The organism is Rhodococcus sp. AC861, assembly GCF_979256035.1.
In genome coordinates this window covers 210,893-232,269 of record NZ_CEEDMW010000002.1, presented here as the reverse complement: position 1 = coordinate 232,269, position 21,377 = coordinate 210,893, and the positions used below count along the sequence as shown (strand labels likewise).

The following is a 21,377-nucleotide window of genomic DNA, read 5'->3' as shown; positions in this document are numbered from 1 at the left end:
CCGATGTAACGCAGATTTAACACTTTCGATCAGCCGATTCTCGAACCCGAGCCGGCCGGGCACATCGACGGCACGGGAACTACCGTGACGCTGTGCTGATCCGCGACACCGTCCCCGACGACCTTCCCGCCATCCTCACCGTGCACAACGCGGCGATCGCCGAGACGACAGCCATCTGGGACGAAGAGCAGGTGGAACTGGCGGACAGGCAGGCGTGGTTCGATCAGCGCACCGGGGCCGGGCTGCCGATCCTGACGGCGGACATCGACGGGCAGATGGCCGGCTACGCCTCCTACGGTCCGTTCCGACCGAAGACGGGCTACCGTCATACCGTCGAGAACTCGGTGTACGTCGCCGACGGCTTCCACCGCCGGGGTGTGGCGACGGCGTTGATGGCCGAACTGATCGAGCGCGCTCGCCTCGGCGACGTCCACGCGATGGTCGCCGGGATCGAGTCGTCCAACACCACCTCCATGGCCCTGCATGCCAAGTTCGGATTCGAGGTCGTCGGGGTCATGCCGCAGGTCGGCGTCAAGTTCGGGCGGTGGCTGGACCTGACCTGGATGCAACTACTACTCGCGCCGTAGACCAGGAAGAGCACTCTCCGTCCTGTGAAACACTGGAGAGGTGACTCCTTCCAGCGGAACCGACACCGGTGTTCCCACCGCCCGATCCGCAGAACTCTTCGCGCGCGCATCGGCCGTCATCCCCGGCGGTGTGAACTCGCCCGTGCGTGCCTTCCACTCGGTCGGCGGCACCCCCCGGTTCATGGCCGAGGCCAGCGGTTACACGCTGCGCGACGCCGACGGGAACAGCTACGTCGACCTGATCTCGTCGTGGGGACCGATGATCCTCGGACACGCGCATCCCGCGGTCGTCGAGGCCGTGCAGAAGGCCGCCACGACGGGCCTGTCCTTCGGCGCTCCGACCCTCGGTGAGATCGAGCTCGCCGAGGAGATCGTGCGCCGAGTGGACCCCGTCGACGAGGTCCGCCTGGTGAATTCGGGCACAGAGGCGACCATGAGTGCCGTACGGCTGGCCCGCGGTTTCACCGGTCGCTCCAAGATCGTCAAGTTCTCGGGGTGCTACCACGGCCACGTGGACGCCCTGCTCGCCGACGCCGGATCCGGTGTCGCCACGCTCGGATTGCCGACGTCCCCCGGCGTCACCGGGGCGCAGGCCGCCGACACCATCGTCGTTCCGTACAACGACCTCGACGCCGTCGCGAAGGCCTTCGCCGACAACCCGGGGCAGATCGCGTGCGTCATCACCGAAGCTGCCGCCGGCAACATGGGCGCCGTCGCCCCCCAGCCCGGATTCAACGAGGGCCTGCAGCGTCTGACCCGCGCGCACGATGCGCTGCTGATCATGGACGAGGTCATGACGGGCTTCCGCGTCAGCGCCTCCGGCTGGTACGGACTCGACGGAATCGCGGGCGACCTCTACACCTTCGGCAAGGTCATGAGCGGCGGTCTTCCCGCCGCCGCGTTCGGCGGACGCTCCGACATCATGAGCTACCTCGCACCGGCCGGCCCCGTCTACCAGGCAGGAACGCTGTCGGGTAACCCCGTGGCCGTCGCCGCAGGTCTGGCCACGCTGCGCCACGCGGACGCCGACGTCTACGCCGCACTCGAGCGCAACTCCCACCGTCTGGGCACCATCCTCGGCGACGCCCTGACCGCGCAGGGCGTGACCCATCGCGTGCAGTACGCCGGCAGCATGGTCAGCGTCTTCTTCTCCGAGGATCCGGTGATCGACTACGCCGGCGCCAAGGCCGCCGACACCTGGCGGTTCCCCGCGTTCTTCCACGCCCTGCTCAGCCGCGGCGTCTACCCGCCGCCCAGTGCCTTCGAGGCCTGGTTCGTCTCCGCCGCCCTCGACGACCGCGCCTTCGAGATCATCGAGGCTGCCGCTCCCCACGCTGCGGCAGCCGCCGCCTCAGCCGAGCAGAAAGCACCGTCATGACCGACGCCACGTCAGCCGAGACCCAGCTCGGCGACCATCCCCACGCCGATACGCGCACGATCGTGCACGTGCTGCGCCACGGGGAGGTGCACAACCCCAAGGGCATCCTCTACGGACGACTGCCCAACTTCCGACTCTCCGTCAACGGTCAGGCACAGGCGCGCAAGGTTGCGGACGCCCTCGCCGGACACGACGTGACGCACGTCGTCGCATCCCCGTTGCAGCGTGCGCAGGAAACCGCGGCGCCCATCGCGTCGGCGTTCGGACTGACCATCGAGACCGACGAGAATCTCATCGAGGCCGGGAACGACTTCGAGGGCCTCAAGGTCGCCGTCGGCGACGGTGCGTTGCGACGCCCCCGTCACTGGCTCAAGCTGCGCGACCCCTTCACGCCGTCCTGGGGCGAGCCCTACCTGCAGATCGCGCATCGGATGTTGGCCGCCGTCAACACCGCGCGCGTCGCCGCCGTCGGGCACGAGGCCGTCTGTGTCAGCCATCAGCTCCCCGTCTGGACGCTGCGCCGCTTCCTGCAGGGTGACCGACTGTGGCACGACCCGCGTCACCGTCAGTGCGGTCTCGCCTCGCTCACGTCGCTGATCTATGAGGGCGACACCCTCGTCGACATCGTCTACTCCGAGCCCTCGGGGGCGTCGGACCCTCTCCAGACCGGCGCATGAGATTCGCCCGCCTGCTCGCGCCTCTGCTCGTGGTCGCCGCTGCCCTCACGGGCTGCGCCACGGGCAACGACGCGGTGGCTCAGGGCGGCACGTTCGAGTTCGTCTCCCCCGGAGGAAAGACCTCCATCTTCTACGACCCTCCGGCCGACCGCGGAACCGTCGGGAACCTGTCGGGTCCCGATCTGATGACCGAGGGCGCCACGACGTCGCTGTCGGACTACGACGGTCAGGTCGTCGTCCTCAACATCTGGGGACAGTGGTGCGGGCCGTGCCGCGGCGAGGCCGACGACCTGGAGCAGGTCTTCGAGGCGACGAAGGATCAGGGCGTCCAGTTCCTCGGGATCAACGTCCGCGACAACCAGCAGGACAAGGCGCAGGACTTCGTCGTCGACAACAAGGTGACGTACCCGTCGATCTACGACCCGCCGCTGCGCACACTGCTCGCCCTCGGATCGAACTATCCGACGACGGTCATCCCCACGACCATCGTGCTCGATCGTGAGCACCGGGTCGCCGCGGTGTTCCTGACGGAACTGCTGGCGAGCGATCTGCAACCGGTGGTGGAGCGCATCGCCGCCGAGACACCCGAGGCCTCCGATGGGTAGAACCTCCGATGGGTGAGGCGTTCCAGTCCGCGGCGGCGTCGGGACCTCTGTTCCTGGCGTTGGGCGCGTGCGTGCTGGCCGGGCTCGTGTCCTTCGCGTCGCCGTGCGTCGTACCCCTCGTCCCCGGCTACCTGTCGTACCTGGCGGGTGTCGTCGGTGCCGACGCCCCGTCCGTGACGGCCGACGAGGCAGCGACCAAGACCATGGTCCGCGGGCGCAGTCGCGTCGCGGCGGCAGCGGCACTGTTCGTGCTCGGATTCACGGTCGTGTTCGTCCTGGCGACGGCATCCGTCTTCGGGGCCATCTCCGTGCTGGCAGTCAACCGCGAGGTGCTGCAGCGTGTGGGCGGTGTGGTCACCATCGCGATGGGACTGGTGTTCCTCGGCCTGATCCCCGCGCTGCAGCGGGACACGCGCTTCGAGCCGAAGCGCATCGGGAGCATCCTCGGCGCGCCGCTGCTCGGAGGTGTCTTCGCGCTCGGCTGGACTCCGTGTCTCGGGCCTACGCTGGCGGGTGTCATCTCGTTGACCGCCGGTACCGAGGGGACGACCGCCGCTCGCGGTGTCGTCCTGATCATCGCCTACTGCCTGGGTCTCGGTCTGCCGTTCGTGATCCTCGCGTTCGGGTCGGTGAGTGCACTCCGCGGTGTCGGATGGCTGCGCAACAATGCGCGGGCGATCCAGATATTCGGTGGCGTGATGCTCGTGGCAGTCGGAATCGCCCTGGTCACGGGGGCATGGGACATGTTCGTGAGTTGGGTTCGAGACGGCGCGGTCACCGGTGTGACCCTGCCGATCTAGCACCGGTCGCACCGAGGACGAGAAAGAGTTCATGAGTACTGATCTGTCAGCCCGCCCGGACGCGGAGGCTCGCCCCCCGAGGCAGTCTCCCGCGGGCCGCGTCGTGGCGGCCGTGCGCAACACGTGGCGTGGGCTGACGTCGATGCGCACCGCCCTGGTGTTGTTGTTCCTGCTCGCCCTGGCCGCCGTGCCCGGTGCACTGTTGCCGCAACGCAGTCTCAACTCGGGCAAGGTCGACACCTACATCGCCAACCGTCCGAGTCTCGGACCGCTGATGGACCGGCTCGAGCTGTTCGACGTGTTCGGCAGCTTCTGGTTCACCGCCATCTACGTCCTGCTGTTCGTCTCGCTGGTCGGCTGCATCCTCCCGCGCTGCGTCGATCACGCGAGGGCTCTGCGCACCCCGCCCGTGGCGACCCCGCGCAATCTCGCCCGCCTCCCGCACCATCTGAGTACCGAGGTCGACGCGGATCCCGAGACGCTGATGAACGACATCGAGTCGCGCATGGGTGGGTGGCGCAAGGTCCGGCGCACCGAGGAGTCGGGCGCGCTGACGCTGTCCGCCGAGAAGGGATACCTGCGCGAGGCGGGCAACCTCGTCTTCCACCTGTCCCTCGTCGGGCTTCTGGTGGCCATCGCCGTCGGCAAGCTCTTCAGCTACGAGGGCAACGTCGTGGTGATCGCCAACGACGGCCCGGGCATCTGCACCACCTCACCGGCGCAGTTCGACTCGTTCCGCGCCGGTAACAGCGAGGACGGCACCGGCATGACGCCGTTGTGCGTGCGCGTGAAGAACTTCACGGCCGACTACCTCGAGAACGGGCAGGCGGAGCAGTTCACGTCCGACATCGAGTACCAGGCCGGCGACGACCTGGTCACGAACACCTGGCGCCCGGACACCCTGCAGGTCAACCACCCGCTGCGAGTGGCCGGAGATCGCGTCTACCTGCAGGGACACGGATACGCGCCCACGTTCACGGTGACGTTCCCGAACGGCGAGACCCGCACCGAGACGGTCCAGTGGGAGCCCACGGACGGGACGACGTTCCTCTCCAGCGGCGTCCACCGCTTCGACCCGCCCGGTGGTCTGTACCCGGACCCGGACGTGCGCCGTCAGAACCAGATCGCCATCGAGGGGCTGTTCGCACCGACCGCGTTCTTCCACGGCACCCTGCTCTCGTCGAGCTTCCCCGCTCCGAACGATCCGGCGGTGGCCATAGACATCTACAAGGGCGACACCGGCCTCGATACGGGTAATCCGCAGTCGCTGTTCTCGTTGAGCAAGGTCCTGGTCGAGCAGGGTCGTCTGGTCAAGCAGGATCGCGTGAATCTCACGCCGGGGGAGTCGACCACGCTGGCCGACGGCACGCAGGTCCGCTTCGACGGAGCCGAGCAGTTCGTCAATCTGCAGGTCTCGCACGACCCCGCGCAGACGTGGGTGCTGGTGTTCGCGCTGTCCATGATGGCCGGTCTGCTGGTGTCCCTGGTGATCAAGCGGCGTCGGATCTGGGTGCGCGTGACCGCAGGCGACGACCGACGACGTACCGTAGTAGACCTGGGCGGTCTCGCACGCACCGACCAAGCGGGGTGGGGCGACGAGTTCGACCGTCTGTCGACGAAACTCCTCGACTCGCCCACACCCGACAGTGCCCGTACAGGCAAGGAGTGACCATGCCGATCGATGCCACACTCGCACAGTTCAGTGACTGGTCGTTCCGGTCCGCGTTCGGTGTCTATCTGCTCGCGGCGGTGTTCCTGATCGCGCAGTACGCGACGCTCACCGTGACCGCGTCGGAGCGCAAGGCCGAGAAGCAGCTCGTCCCGGCAGGCAAGGCGCCGCTGCGGCCCACCGGGCCCGGCCGGATCGAGGAGGCGCCCAAGCGCCCGATGTCCGAGCGCTACGGCGGCATGGGCTACGCGCTCGTCGTGCTGGGTCTGCTGCTGACCGTCACCTCCATCGTGTTGCGCGGCTTCGCCACCGACCGGTTCCCGCTGGGCAACATGTACGAGTTCGTCACCATGGCGACTGCTGCGGCGACGGCCACCTCCGTGGTCGCGTTGCGCAAGATGCGCCCGACGCTGATCTTCGTCGTCGTGCCGGTGATGATTTTGATGTTCCTGGCCGCGACGGTTCTCTACGCGGACGCGGCCCCCGTCGTGCCGGCACTGCGCTCGTACTGGCTGCCGATCCACGTGACCATCGTCAGTATCGGCAGCGGCATCTTCCTCGTCGCCGGTGTGGCGTCGCTGCTCTTCCTGCTGCGGATGCGCTTCCCGGCAACCGAGGACGGTGCCGGTACCGGTGCGCTGGCGCGCTTCGCTCAGCGACTCCCCGACGCCCAGACGCTCGACCGACTCGCCTACAAGACCACGATCATCGGGTTCCCGCTGTTCGGGGCCGGTGTCATCCTTGGCGCGATCTGGGCGGAAGCCGCCTGGGGTCGCTTCTGGGGCTGGGATCCCAAGGAGACGGTGTCGTTCATCGCCTGGGTCGTCTACGCCGCATACCTGCACGCACGGGCCACGTCGGGATGGCGGAACACCCGCGCGGCATGGATCAACGTCGCCGGTTTCGTGGCGATGCTGTTCAATCTGTTCATCATCAACATGGTGGTCTCCGGTCTGCACTCGTACGCCGGCTTGAACTGAGTTCTACAGCGGGGGGCCGGACGTGACCGATGATCGTTGGGACGGATGGTCGGATCGACCGCACCTCGGGGAGCCGCACTTCGGGGAGCAGGACACCGACACGGCGCCCGCTGCCGGCTACACCCCACCCGATTATCAGGCCGCCGATTATGCGAGCCCGGACAGTCAGTACTCGGTTCCGCCGTCGGTAGCACCCATGCCGCAGGAGCCGGTAGTGCCGCCACCGTCGGCTCACGACCTGTCCACGTCTCGGTTGCTGCGTGCTGCGCCGCCCCCGCCGACCGGCGGGTGGCGTCGGGTGCTCTTCGACGTCACGGGCGGCCGGGTGAACGTCGGCAACAGCGCGAAGGAACAGCGTCGGCTCGCTCTGATTCGGCAGGTCGACAATCCGCTGCGTGGATGCCATCGGATCGCGATCCTGAGCCTCAAGGGCGGCGTCGGTAAGACGACGATCGCGGCGGCACTCGGCTCGACGTTCTCGGCAGTGCGGGGCGATCGTGTCATCGCGGTCGATGCGAATCCGGACCGTGGAACGCTGAGCTCCCGTGTTCCGCTGGAGACTGAGAAGACCGTCCGAGACCTGTTGCGCGATGCGCGGGATTCGAACAAGTACAGCGACATCCGAGCGTTCACCTCGCAGAACCACCATCGGCTCGAGGTGCTCGCATCGGAGTCGGATCCGGCGATGTCGGAGGCCTTCGACGCCTACGACTACGAGTCGGCCGTCGGCATCCTCGAACGGTTCTACAACGTCGTCCTCACCGATTGTGGAACGGGCCTGCTGCACTCGGCGATGCGCGCAATTCTTCGCAGCGCGGACAGCCTGATCATCGTCAGTTCGGGTTCGGTGGACGGCGCACGCAGCGCATCCGCCACGATGGACTGGCTGGATGCGCACGGCTATCGGAATCTGGTGGAGCAGTCACTCACGGTGGTCAACATGGTGCGCCCCGGTACGAAGGCCATCGACGTCTCGAAGATCGTCGACCACTTCGGGCAGCGATGCAGGGCAGTGCGCGTCATTCCGTACGACGAGCATCTCGCTCAGGGCGCAGAAGTGGATCTCGACGCGATGGCACCCGCGACGCGCACGGCGCTTCTGGAGACAGCGGCAGCCATGACCGCCGAGTTCCCGCTCTTCGTCAAGCGGTGACGGTCATGCGCTGTCCCTGCGGTGTCACTCGGTAGAGCTGGTGGTTCCCGCGTCGGGGCGGTCGGGGCCCGGTCCGCGAGACCTGTTGTTCTTGTTCATCTTCCACAGAAATTCGGGGTCGTCGTCCGGTCCTGTGACGCGTCCTCGGGGAGCTTCGGCAGCGGGGCCGAACGACTTCCAGAGGAGCACCACAACTACCGCGAGCCCGATCAGTGCCAACAGATAGATCATCTTCGTACCTCCACTACCGAGCGTAGTCGTGGTGGCGCGTCAGGGCACTCGGGTCGACATCGCAAGATCCTGAGAATCTTCCGACGATGCCCGAGTGGTCACTCGGGAGTGGGTGTGCGGACGACGATCGTCAGCGATGAGCCTCGGTGGTCAGCGAGGTCAGAAGCTGCATGACCTCGGACTCGCGGAAGCGGCGGTGACCACCCGGGGTGCGGAGAGATCCGAGACGGCCGGCGTGGGCCCACCGCGTGACCGTCTTGGGGTCGACATGGAAGAGTGCGGCCACCTGGCCCGGGGTGAGCAGGTTCTCCTGTGTGGGTGTGTATGCCGGTGCACTCATCGCGATCCTCCAAGGGACACAGTTCTTCGTCTCGATCGGCCGCGGGCGGTTCGTCCGCGTCCTCGGTGCCCATGGTGGCATCGAGACCCCCGGGTACTCGACTCTTCTCGTGTTGGTAAAGGGGAGGTAATGGACAAATCGGATACGACATGTGGCTCCCCGAGTGCCCGTGACCGCTGTCGACGACGTGCTCGGCGCGGCCGGTAGCCTGGGGCTATGACGGAATCAGTCGCCCCAGACAGCTCTCCCGGAGCCGGCTCACCCGGTGGCTCCGCCAAGGGCAAGCTCGCCCGCGACCTCGCGCTCTACACAGCGGCCCGGCTCGGGTTGATCGCGGTCGTCGCCGCGATCATCTTCTTCGGCGCGAACGCGATCGGTGTGGAGATTCCGCTGCTCGTGGCGATGGTGTTCGCTCTGGTCGTCGCGTTCCCTCTGTCGCTGGTGCTGTTCAAGACCCTGCGGCGCCGCGTGAACGAGGACATCGCCGCGGTGGACGAGAAGCGTCGCCGCGACCGCGAGGACCTGCAGTCCCGCCTGCGCGGCGAGTAGCCCTTACCCGGCGGCCCGCGCCCTGAGGGCGCGCGCCAGATGATCCCGCTGTTCGACGACGCATCGCCGGAGCGCTGCCGGAGCGGATTCATGCCCCGCGAGCCACGCGTCCGCGGCATCCGTGGACTCCGTCTGCGGGAACAGCCCGATGACGAGTCGTCGGGCGATCTCGATGCTGTTCTCGCGCCAGAACGTCTCGAGTAGATCGAAGTACTCGTCGTCGAAGCGCTCGATCGCATGCCGTGACGTGCCCGCGGTGAATCCGCGGACCATCGCGCCGACCTTCTCGTTGCTCGGACCCGCGCCGGCGCTCTTCTGCCCGGTCAGGGTCGCCCACACGTCGGCCTTGACCTCGGCGGAGGGCTGCGCCGCCACGGCCGCGGCGTACTGCACCTCGCCGGCGCCCGTGCGGTCCGACGCGAGTACCTCGTCCAACTCGGATACGTCGGCGTGACCCGTCGCCGCCAGCGCGAACCACAACGACCAGCGTTGTTCGGCGTCGAGAGCCAGTCCGTCGATCGTCGTGTCCCCGCTCAGAAGCGCACGTACGTCTGGCGCCGACGCGTCGTCGTGCGCGGCAGCTGCGGCGAAGGCGCGGAACCATTCGAGCTGCGCGTCGCTTCCCGCGGCGGCGGCGGAGAGCCGGTCGAGCGTCGTTGCCGTCCACGTCGGCCTCACCTGCTCGCGGTCGGCGCAGTAGCGCTCCACGGCGACGGCCGTGTCGGCCAGGACAGCGCCGAGGATGCCGGCGTTGCGTTCGGTCGGCGCGAACCGCGTCGCGAGCGACACGAACGTCGCGGCAGGCAGTTCTGCGTCACGCGTGGCGTTCCACAGCGACGACCAGATCAGTCCGCGACGCAGATCGTCGGGCACACGATCGAGCGATGCGGTCACGGTCTCGAGGGATGCCGGGTCGAGGCGGACCTTGGCGTAGGTGCGGTCGCCGTCGTTCGGCAGGATCACCGCCGCGTCGGGTAGATCGAGCGTGGTGTGCGCGTCGGTGATGTGCACCGAGACGGGGTCGGCGTCGACCAGGTGACCGTCGGCATCCGGCTGCAGGCAGGCGATGTCGAGTCGCTGCGGTCGCGGATCGGTCTGCGACAGGACGCCGGTAGCCCGGTCGTAGGAAATGGTCGAGACGCCGGTCGTCTCGAGCCAGGCGGCGGACCAGTCGTCCAGGGGCATGCCCGCTGCGCCGGACAGGGCGTCGAGGAGCGACGTCAACGTCGCCGTCCCGAACGCGTGGGCCCGGAAGTACGCGCGGGCACCGGCGAAGAACGCGTCGTCACCCACGAAGGCCGCCAACTGCTTGACGACGCTGGCGCCCTTCGCGTACGTGATGCCGTCGAAGTTCAACTTCGCCGCCTCGAGGTCCACGATGTCGGCGACGACAGGGTGCGTGGTGGGCAGCTGGTCCTGGGAGTACGCCCACGCCTTGCGACGATTCGCGAACGACACCCAGGCGCCGGTGAACTCCGTCGCCGCCACCGATGCGTACGCGCCCAGGTAGTCGGCGAGGGACTCCTTGAGCCACAGGTCGTCCCACCACGTCATCGTCACCAGGTCGCCGAACCACATGTGCGCCATCTCGTGCAGGATCGTGTTGGCGCGTCGCTCGTACTGGGCGCGGGTTGCGGCGCTGCGGAACACGTACGACTCGGTGAACGTCACGCATCCCGGGTTCTCCATCGCGCCCAGGTTGTACTCGGGAACGAAGACCTGGTCGTACTTGCCGAACGGGTACGGATAGTCGAACTTCTCGTGGAAGAAGTCGAGACCCGCGCGCGTGACCTCGAAGATCGTGTCGTGGTCCAGATGGTCGGCGAGCGACGCCCGGCAGTACGCGCCGAGGTCGATGACGAGGTCGCCTCCCTCGTAGCGTGATCGAGCCCGATGGTAGGGCCCCGCGACGACGGCGGTGATGTAGGTGGAGATCGGCTTCGTCGCGGCGAACACGCGGGTGGCGCCGTCCTCGGACTCGATCCGTTCGTTCGACAACACGGTCCATTCCGGCGGTGCGGTGACCCGGAAGGTGAACGGTCCCTTGAGGTCCGGCTGCTCGAAGTTCGCGAACACCCGACGCGCATCGGCCGGTTCGTACTGCGTGTAGAGGTACGTCTCGCCGTCCGCGGGATCGACGAAGCGATGAAGACCCTCGCCGGATCTGCTGTAGTTCCCCCGCGCATGCACCTCGACGACGTTGTGCGACAGAAGGTCCCGCACCGCGATGCGGGCGCCGTCGTACTCGACGGGGATCTCGGCGCCGTTGACGACGACGCGATCGACGCCGGCTCCCAGGAAGTCCAGCCACGTCCTCGACTCCCGAGACGCGAAGGTCAGGGTGGTGACCGTAGGGAACTCGGCGGCGGTCCGGGCATCGGTGAGGTCGAGCGCGACGTCGTACCGGACGTCGGACACCACGTCGGAGCGATGGGCGGTCTCGGATCGGGTCAGGTTGGCAGTACTCACCCGACCATTCCAACATCACTCGATCGGCCGCGCGCACCCCTGCCGTGCCTGACCGTCCACAACTCACCCGAATCGATGGGATCCCGTCGATCACCTCGACGTGTGGACGATCAGGCACGGTGACGGCCCCGAGATCGTCGACCCGCATGCGATCATGGCCGCATGATCCTGGTGCTCAGATTGATCGTCACGGCCTTCGCGATCTGGCTCGCCGCCGGGTGGGTGGACGGTATCGACATCGCCAGTTCGGGTCGGGGTCAGGGCTGGGACATCGTGGTGCTCATCGGCATCGCGGCGGTGTTCACGCTGGTCAACGCCGTCGTCAAGCCGATCGTCGCTCTGCTGTCACTGCCGCTGATCGTGGTGACGCTGGGGTTGTTCCTGCTCGTCATCAATGCCCTGATGCTGCTGCTGACCGCGGCGATCACGGACAGCACCGGGTACGGCCTGACCGTCGACGGATTCGGTGCCGCGTTCTGGGGCGCGGTGATCATCTCGCTGGTGAACTGGGTTCTCGGCGGCCTGGTCCCCGATCGGCGTCGCTGACCCGAGCTCAGGACAGTCGAGCGAGGAACGCGGTGAGGGTGGTGCGCACGCGCTCGACGCGCTCCTCCACGGGAGTGTCGTCGCGGTACTGACGGCCGAGTTTCGGCGATTTCAGCCGGCGCGCGTAGAGCGAACACGCCAGGTCGGTACACATGTAGATGCCGACGGTGTTGCCGCGACGACCGGACTCCCCGGTCTTGCGCGCCACCATCAGGGACACGCCTCCGCCCTGATGCGCCGTGGTGCAGACGCTGCACATCTGGGACGTGCGCGATCCGGTCTCCGAGCGCAACGCGACGCTGACGAGCCCCTCCGACTGCGGGACCGCCAGGTAGCTCCGACCCGCGTAGTCCGGATCGCTCCAGCCGAGGAAGTCGAGGTCGTCCCACGGGCGGCTGTCGAGGTCGTTCGGTACGGGGAGACGCTTGGCGTCACCCTTCGAGCAGTTGACGAACGACGCCCGGATATCCGGTTCGGTCACGGGGTCCATGCCTCGACCGTAGGGGATGGTCGTGAGCCGGAGCAACGGCTTTTCCGCTCAGGCGAGGAACAGGCCCACCGCGGTGGCCACGCCCCACACGAGCATCGCGAGTCCCGAGTCGCGCAGAGCCGGGATCAGCTCCATGCCGTGCTTGCGTGCCCGTACCGGCGCGTTGGCCCGCCATGCCAGCGGGAAGGCGACGATGCCGAGCACGGCCCACGGTGACGCGATGATCAGCACCAGGCTGACGACGAACGGGACGGCGAGGAGCGCGGCGTGCAGCCCACGGCTGCGCGCATCGCCCAGTCGGACGGCGAGAGTCAGCTTGCCGGACTCGGCGTCGGTGGGGATGTCGCGAATGTTGTTGGCCACGAGTACCGCACTGGAGAACGAGCCCATCCCGACGGCGCATCCGAGCCCGACCAGGTCGATGCGTCCGGTGAGCACGAACTGGGTGCCCAGTACCGCGACCAACCCGAAGAAGACGAACACGGCGACCTCGCCGAGACCGCTGTAGCCGTAGGGCTTCGAGCCGCCCGTGTAGTACCAGGCGCCGCCGATGCAGAGCGCGCCGATCAGGACCAACCACCATGCCGTCGTCAGGGCGAGGACGAGTCCGGCGACACCGGCCACGGCGAAACATGCGATCGCGGCGTTGCGGACGGACGACGGGGTAGCGACCTTCGAGCCGACCAGTCGCAGCGGTCCGACGCGGTCGTCGTCCGTGCCGCGGATGCCGTCGGAGTAGTCGTTGGAGTAATTGACTCCGACGATCAGTGCCACGGCGACGATCAACGCCACCGGCGCCTTCCACCACGTCACGTCCGCGAGTTGTGCCGCCGCTCCGGTCGCCACCACGACGGGTGCGATCGCGTTCGGCAAGGTGCGCGGCCGCGCCCCTTCGATCCACTGTGCTGCTGTCGCCATGAGGGGATCATCCCGCACCAGGAGTTCGGCGACGTGCTCGGTGCGGTTGTCGGGGGTCGGAACCGTGGCCTACACTTCCTCCAGCACCCTCGCCTCGAGGGTTACTCACAGGTCTGTCGTGGTCGACCGTGAACGTGGCACACGCGCGGAGCTGTACGAATGGCTCCCTGTCACACCCCGGGGATGACTCGATGGAGAGCTTCAGCACCACGGTCGCCGACGCAGTATCGGCCATGACCGCCGACGAACTGGATCGTTCGATCCGCGCCTTGACCGCCCGTCAGCGCACCCTGCTCCTCGACGGGGACCTCGACACTGCCTGGGCTGTCACCGAAGACCTCGAGCGGTGCCTCGCCGCACGGGTCGGTATCCCGAGACTGTAAGCACCGCAACCGCGATCACCGCTTGCGGTCGGACGGGCGGGGCCCCCTGCCGGGGTAGCCGGTGTCGGTGACAGGTACCGGATCCGGCTCGGACGAGAACCCGACCGGTTGGAACTCGACCATCAGGAATCGCTCGTGCGGAATGCGAGTGGCGCGAAGGTCGACCACGGTCCACCCGCCGTCGACGCGTCGCAGTCGCACGCCGGGGATCTCGACCTTCCGGTCCACCCACTCGTGCATGTGTCGATAGGCCGAGACGATCCGTGCGATGTCCTGGGGGTGCGGGGTGTCGCGCTGATCCACCTGGCCCTTCCACAGGATGTCGGGAACCGGTTCGGTCAGCCACCGTGTCAGACGCACTCTCTCCGCGTCGATCAGGGCGATAGCGGTCGGCGAGTCACGGGTCAGCGAGCGGAGGGCGAACGCCTCGAACGACGGTCCGGGGGAGACGAATTCGTCTTCCCGCAGTGCGATCGAGAGACCGTGCGTGATCCTGTCGTCCCGGGACGCCTCGTCGTGCACGGTGCGCAGGGCGATGCGGAGCGGTCGAGGTCCCCTCGACGTCCGCAGAGTGATGGCGCCGTCCCACCGCGTTCCGGGGTCGGCGTCGAACAGCGCGACCATCAGGTACATGGCGCTCTCGGCATCCTCGTTCCTGTCGAAGAACTCGAACGCCGTCGCCGACGGCCCGCGCCCGGACTCGCGAGGAACCATCCGGTCCATCTCGGTCGTGTACTCGAACAACCGGTCCGCGGACGTCCAGTCCCACCCGGTCACGTCGGGGGGCGAGGCATCCGCGTCGTTGCCGACGTAGAGGAGTACCCCGTGTACCGCTCTGCTGGGACCGGCGACGGGAACGGCGCGCAACGGAACGCGCATCCCGGGTACCGACACCGACGTCTCGACGCCGGTCTCGACGACCGAGGCCACGACGGCGCGTGCCGCGTCCGCGACACGTTTGTTGGGGACGGACCGTTGAAGGGCCGTCCATTCTTTTGCTCTGCCGTCCTTCGCGACGACGGTGCCCAGTGCTCCACCGTCGATCGGTTCGGCGAGAGTCTCCACGACGATCCATCCGTCGTGCGCGTCGGGAGGTGTCCCCGTCGCGCGCCCCGCCTTGTCCACGTGTGCCTCCGAACCCGACCCGGATGTACTGAACAAGCCTACCGACCGTGCTGTCCGAGGCGGGGTCCGCCTGCTCGGGTGGACACAGACGCTGACCTGCTGTCATTCAATCGAATGACCCCCAGTCAGGGGTTGCGTGACTCGCTGAGAAGGCGTCGGGCAGCGGTACGGTCGACTTTTCCCGGCCCGCGGAGCGGCAGCGCCGCGACCAGAACCACCTGCCGGGGCGCTGCTGCGGCACCGAGGTCGGCGGCGACACTCTCCCGTATCGACTCCGCCGTCGCGCTCGACCCGGGTCGCAGCACCACCAGCGCGCCGACGCGTTCGCCCAGTCGCTCGTCCGGCACACCGACCACGACACACTCCGCGACGCCGTCGACACGCGCTGCGGACTCCTCGACCACTCGCGGCACCACGGTGAGTCCACCCGAGGTGATGGCGTCGTCGAGGCGGCCCAGGATCTGCAGCCGTCCGTCCTGGAGTCGACCCAGGTCGTCGGTCCGGAACCATCCGGAATCGGCGAATGCGGGGTGATCGGGCAGACCTCGGTACCCGTTCGCCAGCGTCGGGCCGCCGAGAACTACCCGTCCGTCGTCGAGGCGTACGCGGACACCGTCCAGCGGCACACCGTCGTAGACACAGCCGCCACAGGTTTCGGTCATGCCGTACGTCCGGACCACCGTGATTCCCGCGTCGACCGCCCGCGCCAGCACCGGAGCCGGTGTGGCGGCGCCGCCGAGCAGGACCGCATCGAGGGATGCCAGTGCCGCCACCGCGTCCGGGTGGTCGAGCGCCTTGATCAGCTGGGTGGGCACCAGCGAGGTGTACCGGCGGGAACCGGTCATCGACGCGATCGACCGCGTCAGGTCGGCGGGATCGAAACCCGCCTGCACATCGACGACGGCGGGATCGAATCCTGCGGCCAGCGAGCGCAATACGACCTGCATGCCCGCGATGTGGTGAGCGGGCAGAGCCAGCAGCCATCGGCCGGGACCACCCAGTCGAGCGTGGGTCGCGGCGGCGCTCGCCCGCAACGCGTCGGCAGTGAGCAACGCGCCCTTGGGAACTCCCGTCGACCCCGACGTTGCCAGCACCATGGCCGTCGACGGATCGATCGGCGTGCCGGGCGCGAGCGCGTCGACGAGTCGGCGCTGCTCGCGGGCGTCGTCGGCGGGGACGGGAAGCGCCGGAGCCGCTGTCCCGTCGAGCACGGACCGCAGATGCGGAAGCAGTGCCAGCACTGCCTCGCCGCCGGGTACCGGCAGTACCGTCAGATCAGCCACGGCGTTGCGGGTGGCCGGGCGGAACCTCGACCACGACCAGGGAATTGCCGTCGGGATCGGCGATCCACATCTCCGTCAGTCCCCACGGCTCGGTCGTCGGGGGCCGCACGATGTCGACGCCGGCCGCCTCCAACTCGGCGCGTGTCGCCTCGACGTCGCGCACCTGCAGGAGGATCGTCGCTCCTTGCACAGGTTCCCCGTGCCCCGCCACCTCGATCAACGACTGCCCTGCGAAGAACACGACGCCGCCCGGGTACTCACGGAAGATGCCCAGTCCCAGCTGATCTCGGTAGAAATGCAGCGCCTCGTCGAAGTCTCTCGGGCGCAGAATGATTCGGCTTGCCAATACCTCCATGGCAGTGCGTCGCCTCTCAGAAGTACCAGGGGTAGGGAGACCAGTCCGGCTCACGCTTCTCGAGGAACGAGTCGCGACCCTCCACGGCCTCGTCGGTCATGTACGCCAGGCGCGTCGCCTCACCGGCGAAGAGTTGCTGCCCGACCAGACCGTCGTCCTGAAGATTGAACGCGTACTTGAGCATTCGCTGCGCCTGCGGGGACTTGCCGTTGATCGTGCGCCCCCACTCGATGGCGACGGTCTCGAGATCGGCGTGATCGACCACCTTGTTCACCGCACCCATCCGGTGCATGTCCTCCGCGGTGTAGGTGTCCCCGAGGAAGAAGATCTCGCGAGCGAACTTCTGGCCCACCATCTTCGCCAGGTACGCACTGCCGTATCCGCCGTCGAAGCTGCCCACGTCGGCGTCGGTCTGCTTGAACCGGGCGTGCTCACGGCTCGCGAGCGTGAGATCGCAGACCACGTGGAGGCTGTGTCCGCCGCCCGCGGCCCAGCCGTTGACGAGGCAGATCACGACCTTCGGCATCGTGCGGATCAGACGCTGTACCTCGAGGATGTGGAGCCGTCCGGCCCGTGCCTTGTCGACGGTCTCCGCGGTGTCACCGCTCGCGTACTGGTAGCCGCTGCGACCGCGGATGCGCTGATCGCCCCCGGAGCAGAAGGACCACACGCCGTCCTTCGGTGCGGGGCCGTTGCCGGTGAGCAGAACGGCGCCGACATCGGAGGTCATCCGCGCGTGATCGAGTGTCCGGTACAGCTCGTCGACCGTGCCGGGACGGAACGCATTGCGTACCTCGGGGCGGTCGAAGGCGATGCGCACGGTCCCATCGGTCACGTGGCGGTGGTACGTGATGTCCACCAGGTCCTCGAAGCCGGGGACCGCGGTCCACAGGTCGGGCTGGAACGGCGAGGTCTCATCGGTCACCTTCGACAGCCTAACGACGGGAGGATCCGGACTCCGCGTTACCGTCGTGCGATGACCGAGGATTCTCCGCAAGGCGGCTTCCCGAAATTCACGCCGGCCACGCCCGGGCCGGACTACGGCCGTCTGATCGAAGCCCTCCGCACGATCCAGGACCTGGCGGTGTCCACCGATCTGCCCGACGATCAGCTGGCACTGGCCGCTGACCAGGCCGAGAAGCTGGCGGCCACCATGGCGCCGTACGTCGTGCCCGAAGGCCGGTCTCCGGCAGGCCGCTCACTTCGACTCCCCGGCCGGGGCAGTCTGCTGATGCTCCCGTGGACGATCGAGAAGTACGGTCCCGACGGGGTGCGGTCCACCGGTGTCTTCCGACGGTTCCACCTCGGTGGCAACGGGGCGGCTCACGGCGGCACGCTTCCCCTGCTGTTCGACGACCTTTTCGGACTCGTCCAACGCGCGTACGGCCGGCCGATCAGCCGCACCGCCTTCCTGCACATCGACTACCGCGCGGTGACTCCGTTGAACGTGCCGCTGGTCGTCGAGGGCCACGTCACGAATGTCGAGGGTCGCAAGACGTTCATCGAGGCGACGCTGAAGAACACGGACGGGAAATTGCTGGCGGACAGCAACGCCCTGATGGTCCAACTCCTACCCGGCCAGCAGTGACTCTGCCGTCGTTCGAGGAGATCGCCGCCTCCGCTCGTGTGCTCTCCCTCCCGATGCGGACGCGATTCCGCGGCATCACCACGCGAGAGGTGATGCTGTTCGAGGGCCCGGCCGGATGGGGCGAGTTCGGTGCGTTCACCGAGTACGACGACGTCGAGGCGACGTCGTGGCTGCTCGCCGGCATCGAGATGGCGTGGCAGGGGCCGCCCACCGCGCTGCGGGAGTTCGTCGACGTCAACGCGACCGTCCCCGCCGTTCCCGCCGCGGAGGTCCCCGATGTGCTGGCCCGCTATCCCGGTGCCCGCACGGCCAAGGTCAAGGTGGCGGAGAAGGGGCAGTCTCTTGCCGACGACGTGGCGCGCGTCGAGGCGGTGCGCGACCTGGTCCCCACCGTGCGTGTCGACGCCAACGGCGGCTGGACCGTCGACGAGGCTGTTACTGCGCTGCGGGCGCTGACCGAGAACGGAGACCTCGAGTACGCGGAGCAGCCGTGCGCCAGTGTCGAGGAACTCGCCGAGGTGCGCGACCGGGTGCGCGGAGTGTCGATCGCGGCCGACGAGAGTATCCGGCGTGCGGAGGACCCCATGCGGGTCGTGCGGGCCGGCGCCGCGGACGTGGCCGTGGTCAAGGTTCCGCCGCTGGGCGGAATGCGCGCCGTCCTCGCGCTCGCCGAGGAACTGGCCGAGTACGGCGTGCCGGTGGTCGTATCCAGTGCGCTCGACTCCGCTGTCGGGATGAGCGCCGGCCTCGCCGCAGCGGCAGCGTTGCAGTCGGAGATGGCCTGCGGATTGGGAACGGGCGCACTGTTCGTCGACGACGTCGCCGAACCACGGGTGCTCGTCGACGGCCGATTGCGCGCCGACGTCGCCGTTCCGGATCCGGCCCGGCTCGATGCACTGGCCGCGTCGGAGGAGCGTCGTCGGTGGTGGATCGCGCGCCTCGAACGCTGTTGTAATGTCGCGGCCGACCGGTGACATACCGACTCCGTGACCGGTTCACCTCCTTTTCCCCGACGACAGGACTGTTTCGTGGCATCTCTGAAGACGACTCTCCTCGACGGCACCAACGCATCCGCCGTGCGTGCTGACGTGCGCACACTGATCGACGCGGAGGTGTCGGACAAGAAGGGCGCATCCGGCCTCGCGGTCAAGGGCGCGTACGGCGCCGTCAAGAAGATCAGCCCCAACGTGATCGACGACGCGGTGGCCAAGCTGTGGCCGAGCTTCGTCGACAAGCTCGACCCCTTCTGGGCGCAGTACTCGGCGAACCCGACGGGATCGTTCGGGGACTACCTCGTCGCCAACGGTGACGCAGCCTCCGACGCGCTGCTGTCCGTGACGGATGCGCGCATCGACGAGACCAGCAAGTCCACCATCAAGAAGGCTTACTCGTCGCTGCGTCCGTCGGCGAAGAAGAACGTCACCGAGGCCCTGCCCCGTGTCGGCGCTCTGGTGCAGAAGTACGTAGCCTGATCCGAACAGCGCCCGGTGCGCCGAACCGCGGTATCCGCGGCTCGGCGCACCGTCCTGCAGTCAGCGCCCGCGTGCTCGGGTGAACAGCGGGACGACCAGCAGCATCAGGAACACCCGCAGCACCTGGGCCGCCACGACGAACGTGACATTGACGTTGCTCGCCGCGGCGAGGGCCAGCACGGCGTAGATGCCACCCGGCGTCGTCGCGAGGTAGGCCTCGTACGGCGTGATGCCGGTGGTGCCGACCAGAATCAATCCCAGTAGAGCGCAGCCCACCGCGATCGCGACGATCAGCAGCACTGCCCACGGGATGATGCGGCCGATGGACTTCAGGCTGTCGAGGGTGAACTGCAGACCGGCCTGCCACCCGATGACGATGTAGACCAGTTGGAGCAGCAGGAAGGGGACGCCCGCACCGCCCGTCCAGCCGAGCAGGTCTGCGGCGCCCGAGATCATGAGCGGGCCGAGCAGCGCGGGTGCGGGGAGTCGAACGAGTCGCCCCAACGGGATGCCCACCAGCAGGCAGGCGGCGATGAAGAGAGCGTCGGCCCATAGCGGAGCCGACTCCGTCATCGGCGATCCGCCCTGGCCCGTGTCGGCCGAGAACACCACGGTGGCGACGAACGGCAGGGACGCGGTGACCAGCAGAACCCGCACGTACTGCACCACGGCGACCGCGCGCTCGTCGCCGCCCAGATCACGGGCGATCGCGACCATGCCCGACGCCCCGCCGGCCACCAGGGCGAGCGCGCCGGTCGTCGCATCGAGATCGCGATGCAGTCCGAGCAGCGCACCGGCCGCGATCGACAGCAGCAGCGTGCCGAGGGACACCACCAGAACCCAGATCCAGGCCGACCCGAGCGAGGACATGGTGTCCCGGTCGAGCAGGGTGCCGATCTCGACGCCGAGTATCGCCTGCGCACCCATCGACATCGGCCGGGGAACCTTGCCGGGACCTCGGTTGCACAACGCGAACACCGTCGCGACGGCGAGCGCGACGAACAGAGCAGCCGACGGCACCCCGACGCGATCCGCCAGCACGGCCACGACGGCCGTGACCAGCGCAAGTGCTGTCCAGCGGGCAGCGCGGGACCGGTCGACGGCCGGACTCAAGGCCTGTCGGGGCGCTGGATCCGTCGCACGGCCGGGGGCATGCCCCACTCGTCGCGGCCGAGCCGACTCAGGGGTGCGAGGGCGCCGAAGTCGGGCAACCCGTCCTCCGCGAGGAACTCCGGTCGCACCGTGATCATCGTGACCGCGCCCATGACGACGAACGAGTTGCCCACCTCGACCACCTGGTGCAGCGTCGCCTCGATCGAGAGCGGGGACGCGACGACACGCGGCGGGCGCACGGTCTCGCTGGGCTCGCTCTCGAGATCCACGGCCGTGTACTCGCTCACCGAGGCGTCGTAGTTCGCCGACGTCTGATTGATCTGCTCGAACAACGACTCGGTCGCGAGGTTGATGACGAACTCGCCCGTCTCCTCGATGTTGCGGAGGCTGTCCTTGCGGCCGACCGACGTGAACTGCACCACGGCGGGTGCGCTCGACGAGACGGAGAAGAAGCTGTACGGCGCCAGGTTCGGCACGCCGTCCGCGGAGACTGTCGACACCCACGCGATGGGTCTGGGCACCACTGACGTGGTGAGAAGCTTGTAGTAGTCGCCGGCGTCCATGGTCTGCGGATCGAAGTGTGTGCGCACCTGTTCATCCTGCCACCGCCCGGTGGACCGCTCTTGCGCCGCTGGAGGCCGGCCGATCAGTGAGGCGGGTGGAGCA

The 21,377-nt window shown here is 68.0% G+C and carries 25 protein-coding genes; 14 read left to right on the top strand and 11 right to left on the bottom strand.

The features are described 5' to 3' along the window. Window positions 1-92: 92 nt before the first annotated feature. The 8 genes from AC0IX4_RS06430 to AC0IX4_RS06395 are packed head-to-tail and all read left to right on the top strand — an operon-like array spanning window position 93 to window position 7,849. Window positions 93-587: a GNAT family N-acetyltransferase gene (locus AC0IX4_RS06430; protein WP_042574088.1), complete on the top strand. Its 495-nt coding sequence runs from the start codon at window positions 93-95 to the stop codon at window positions 585-587. A gap of 40 nt (window positions 588-627) precedes the next feature. Next, window positions 628-1,965: a glutamate-1-semialdehyde 2,1-aminomutase gene (gene hemL / locus AC0IX4_RS06425; protein ID WP_042574087.1), complete on the top strand. Its 1,338-nt coding sequence runs from the start codon at window positions 628-630 to the stop codon at window positions 1,963-1,965. Next, window positions 1,962-2,642, top strand: a complete 681-nt coding sequence (locus tag AC0IX4_RS06420; protein WP_471828448.1) for a histidine phosphatase family protein — start codon at window positions 1,962-1,964, stop codon at window positions 2,640-2,642. The genes hemL and AC0IX4_RS06420 overlap by 4 nt, the downstream gene beginning before the upstream one ends. Continuing rightward, complete coding sequence (locus AC0IX4_RS06415; RefSeq protein ID WP_471828447.1) at window positions 2,639-3,247, top strand: TlpA disulfide reductase family protein; 609 nt, start codon at window positions 2,639-2,641, stop codon at window positions 3,245-3,247. Before AC0IX4_RS06420 ends, AC0IX4_RS06415 begins: the two co-directional genes overlap by 4 nt. 8 nt (window positions 3,248-3,255) lie before the next feature. Continuing rightward, the gene (locus tag AC0IX4_RS06410) at window positions 3,256-4,047 is read left to right on the top strand and encodes a cytochrome c biogenesis CcdA family protein (protein ID WP_471828446.1); all 792 of its coding nucleotides are present in this window, start codon (window positions 3,256-3,258) and stop codon (window positions 4,045-4,047) included. Window positions 4,048-4,078: 31 nt separating this feature from the next. Beyond that, window positions 4,079-5,716: a cytochrome c biogenesis protein ResB gene (gene resB, locus AC0IX4_RS06405; RefSeq protein ID WP_471828445.1), complete on the top strand. Its 1,638-nt coding sequence runs from the start codon at window positions 4,079-4,081 to the stop codon at window positions 5,714-5,716. Window positions 5,717-5,718: 2 nt separating this feature from the next. Next, window positions 5,719-6,696: a c-type cytochrome biogenesis protein CcsB gene (ccsB, locus tag AC0IX4_RS06400; protein ID WP_471828444.1), complete on the top strand. Its 978-nt coding sequence runs from the start codon at window positions 5,719-5,721 to the stop codon at window positions 6,694-6,696. Window positions 6,697-6,718: 22 nt separating this feature from the next. Next, window positions 6,719-7,849 carry a MinD/ParA family ATP-binding protein gene (locus AC0IX4_RS06395; RefSeq protein WP_471828443.1) on the top strand — a complete coding sequence of 377 codons (1,131 nt, stop codon included), beginning with the start codon at window positions 6,719-6,721 and terminating at the stop codon, window positions 7,847-7,849. Between the two features lie 24 nt (window positions 7,850-7,873). Here the strand turns inward: AC0IX4_RS06395 and AC0IX4_RS06390 are convergent, their stop codons facing one another. Both AC0IX4_RS06390 and AC0IX4_RS06385 read right to left on the bottom strand, forming a co-directional pair. Next, window positions 7,874-8,080 carry a hypothetical protein gene (locus AC0IX4_RS06390; RefSeq protein WP_042574082.1) on the bottom strand — a complete coding sequence of 69 codons (207 nt, stop codon included), beginning with the start codon at window positions 8,078-8,080 and terminating at the stop codon, window positions 7,874-7,876. Between the two features lie 130 nt (window positions 8,081-8,210). Next, complete coding sequence (locus AC0IX4_RS06385) at window positions 8,211-8,420, bottom strand: BldC family transcriptional regulator (protein WP_042574081.1); 210 nt, start codon at window positions 8,418-8,420, stop codon at window positions 8,211-8,213. A gap of 216 nt (window positions 8,421-8,636) precedes the next feature. Between AC0IX4_RS06385 and AC0IX4_RS06380 the strand changes: the two genes are divergently transcribed. Next, the gene (locus AC0IX4_RS06380) at window positions 8,637-8,969 is read left to right on the top strand and encodes a DUF4229 domain-containing protein (protein ID WP_042574080.1); all 333 of its coding nucleotides are present in this window, start codon (window positions 8,637-8,639) and stop codon (window positions 8,967-8,969) included. Window positions 8,970-8,972: 3 nt separating this feature from the next. On the opposite strand, the gene pepN is transcribed toward AC0IX4_RS06380, so the two are convergent. Then, the gene (gene pepN / locus AC0IX4_RS06375) at window positions 8,973-11,438 is read right to left on the bottom strand and encodes an aminopeptidase N (RefSeq protein ID WP_471828442.1); all 2,466 of its coding nucleotides are present in this window, start codon (window positions 11,436-11,438) and stop codon (window positions 8,973-8,975) included. Between the two features lie 162 nt (window positions 11,439-11,600). Between pepN and AC0IX4_RS06370 the strand changes: the two genes are divergently transcribed. Further along, the gene (locus AC0IX4_RS06370) at window positions 11,601-11,984 is read left to right on the top strand and encodes a phage holin family protein (RefSeq protein WP_042574078.1); all 384 of its coding nucleotides are present in this window, start codon (window positions 11,601-11,603) and stop codon (window positions 11,982-11,984) included. A gap of 7 nt (window positions 11,985-11,991) precedes the next feature. On the opposite strand, the gene AC0IX4_RS06365 is transcribed toward AC0IX4_RS06370, so the two are convergent. Both AC0IX4_RS06365 and AC0IX4_RS06360 read right to left on the bottom strand, forming a co-directional pair. Then, complete coding sequence (locus AC0IX4_RS06365; RefSeq protein ID WP_042574077.1) at window positions 11,992-12,474, bottom strand: FBP domain-containing protein; 483 nt, start codon at window positions 12,472-12,474, stop codon at window positions 11,992-11,994. Window positions 12,475-12,522: 48 nt separating this feature from the next. After that, on the bottom strand, window positions 12,523-13,392 hold the full coding sequence (locus AC0IX4_RS06360; RefSeq protein WP_471828441.1) for a 1,4-dihydroxy-2-naphthoate polyprenyltransferase: 870 nt from the start codon (window positions 13,390-13,392) through the stop codon (window positions 12,523-12,525). Window positions 13,393-13,583: 191 nt separating this feature from the next. Here AC0IX4_RS06360 and AC0IX4_RS06355 point away from each other — a divergent pair, with 191 nt between their 5' ends. Next, window positions 13,584-13,775, top strand: coding sequence for a hypothetical protein (locus AC0IX4_RS06355; protein ID WP_056073850.1), 192 nt, complete (start codon window positions 13,584-13,586; stop codon window positions 13,773-13,775). Between the two features lie 15 nt (window positions 13,776-13,790). On the opposite strand, the gene AC0IX4_RS06350 is transcribed toward AC0IX4_RS06355, so the two are convergent. From AC0IX4_RS06350 to AC0IX4_RS06335, 4 genes are all read right to left on the bottom strand, one after another. Then, window positions 13,791-14,936 carry a GAF domain-containing protein gene (locus AC0IX4_RS06350; protein WP_471828440.1) on the bottom strand — a complete coding sequence of 382 codons (1,146 nt, stop codon included), beginning with the start codon at window positions 14,934-14,936 and terminating at the stop codon, window positions 13,791-13,793. Window positions 14,937-15,025: 89 nt separating this feature from the next. Next, window positions 15,026-16,183 (bottom strand): o-succinylbenzoate--CoA ligase, encoded by a 1,158-nt coding sequence (menE, locus tag AC0IX4_RS06345; protein ID WP_471828439.1) that lies wholly within the window; start codon window positions 16,181-16,183, stop codon window positions 15,026-15,028. Continuing rightward, window positions 16,176-16,538 (bottom strand): VOC family protein, encoded by a 363-nt coding sequence (locus AC0IX4_RS06340; RefSeq protein WP_471828438.1) that lies wholly within the window; start codon window positions 16,536-16,538, stop codon window positions 16,176-16,178. The genes menE and AC0IX4_RS06340 overlap by 8 nt, the downstream gene beginning before the upstream one ends. 16 nt (window positions 16,539-16,554) lie before the next feature. Next, the gene (locus AC0IX4_RS06335) at window positions 16,555-17,463 is read right to left on the bottom strand and encodes a 1,4-dihydroxy-2-naphthoyl-CoA synthase (protein WP_442971135.1); all 909 of its coding nucleotides are present in this window, start codon (window positions 17,461-17,463) and stop codon (window positions 16,555-16,557) included. A gap of 51 nt (window positions 17,464-17,514) precedes the next feature. On the opposite strand from AC0IX4_RS06335, the gene AC0IX4_RS06330 reads away from it, so the two are divergent. From AC0IX4_RS06330 to AC0IX4_RS06320, 3 genes are read left to right on the top strand one after another with little or no spacing between them, the layout of a single operon-like run. Next, a complete protein-coding gene (locus tag AC0IX4_RS06330) occupies window positions 17,515-18,126 on the top strand; it encodes a hotdog domain-containing protein (protein WP_471828437.1) in 612 nt (203 codons plus the stop codon). Then, entirely contained in the window at window positions 18,123-19,100 is a 978-nt protein-coding gene (locus AC0IX4_RS06325; RefSeq protein WP_471828436.1) for an o-succinylbenzoate synthase, read from the top strand. The genes AC0IX4_RS06330 and AC0IX4_RS06325 overlap by 4 nt, the downstream gene beginning before the upstream one ends. Window positions 19,101-19,154: 54 nt before the next feature. After that, a complete protein-coding gene (locus AC0IX4_RS06320; RefSeq protein WP_471828435.1) occupies window positions 19,155-19,598 on the top strand; it encodes a DUF6918 family protein in 444 nt (147 codons plus the stop codon). Between the two features lie 60 nt (window positions 19,599-19,658). Here AC0IX4_RS06320 and AC0IX4_RS06315 read toward each other — a convergent pair whose 3' ends face one another. Both AC0IX4_RS06315 and AC0IX4_RS06310 read right to left on the bottom strand, forming a co-directional pair. Continuing rightward, a complete protein-coding gene (locus AC0IX4_RS06315; RefSeq protein WP_471828434.1) occupies window positions 19,659-20,711 on the bottom strand; it encodes an AbrB family transcriptional regulator in 1,053 nt (350 codons plus the stop codon). After that, complete coding sequence (locus AC0IX4_RS06310) at window positions 20,708-21,301, bottom strand: flavin reductase family protein (RefSeq protein ID WP_056073838.1); 594 nt, start codon at window positions 21,299-21,301, stop codon at window positions 20,708-20,710. Before AC0IX4_RS06310 ends, AC0IX4_RS06315 begins: the two co-directional genes overlap by 4 nt. Window positions 21,302-21,377: the final 76 nt, after the last annotated feature.

Coding starts and splice junctions, on each gene's coding strand:
- AC0IX4_RS06420 (WP_471828448.1), top strand. CDS start 1,962: ATGACCGACGCCACGTCAGCCGAGACCCAGCTCGGCGACCATCCCCAC.
- AC0IX4_RS06415 (WP_471828447.1), top strand. CDS start 2,639: ATGAGATTCGCCCGCCTGCTCGCGCCTCTGCTCGTGGTCGCCGCTGCC.
- AC0IX4_RS06410 (WP_471828446.1), top strand. CDS start 3,256: ATGGGTGAGGCGTTCCAGTCCGCGGCGGCGTCGGGACCTCTGTTCCTG.
- resB (WP_471828445.1), top strand. CDS start 4,079: ATGAGTACTGATCTGTCAGCCCGCCCGGACGCGGAGGCTCGCCCCCCG.
- ccsB (WP_471828444.1), top strand. CDS start 5,719: ATGCCGATCGATGCCACACTCGCACAGTTCAGTGACTGGTCGTTCCGG.
- AC0IX4_RS06390 (WP_042574082.1), bottom strand. CDS start 8,080: ATGATCTATCTGTTGGCACTGATCGGGCTCGCGGTAGTTGTGGTGCTC.
- AC0IX4_RS06385 (WP_042574081.1), bottom strand. CDS start 8,420: ATGAGTGCACCGGCATACACACCCACACAGGAGAACCTGCTCACCCCG.
- AC0IX4_RS06380 (WP_042574080.1), top strand. CDS start 8,637: ATGACGGAATCAGTCGCCCCAGACAGCTCTCCCGGAGCCGGCTCACCC.
- AC0IX4_RS06370 (WP_042574078.1), top strand. CDS start 11,601: ATGATCCTGGTGCTCAGATTGATCGTCACGGCCTTCGCGATCTGGCTC.
- AC0IX4_RS06365 (WP_042574077.1), bottom strand. CDS start 12,474: ATGGACCCCGTGACCGAACCGGATATCCGGGCGTCGTTCGTCAACTGC.
- AC0IX4_RS06360 (WP_471828441.1), bottom strand. CDS start 13,392: ATGGCGACAGCAGCACAGTGGATCGAAGGGGCGCGGCCGCGCACCTTG.
- AC0IX4_RS06355 (WP_056073850.1), top strand. CDS start 13,584: ATGGAGAGCTTCAGCACCACGGTCGCCGACGCAGTATCGGCCATGACC.
- AC0IX4_RS06340 (WP_471828438.1), bottom strand. CDS start 16,538: ATGGAGGTATTGGCAAGCCGAATCATTCTGCGCCCGAGAGACTTCGAC.
- AC0IX4_RS06330 (WP_471828437.1), top strand. CDS start 17,515: ATGACCGAGGATTCTCCGCAAGGCGGCTTCCCGAAATTCACGCCGGCC.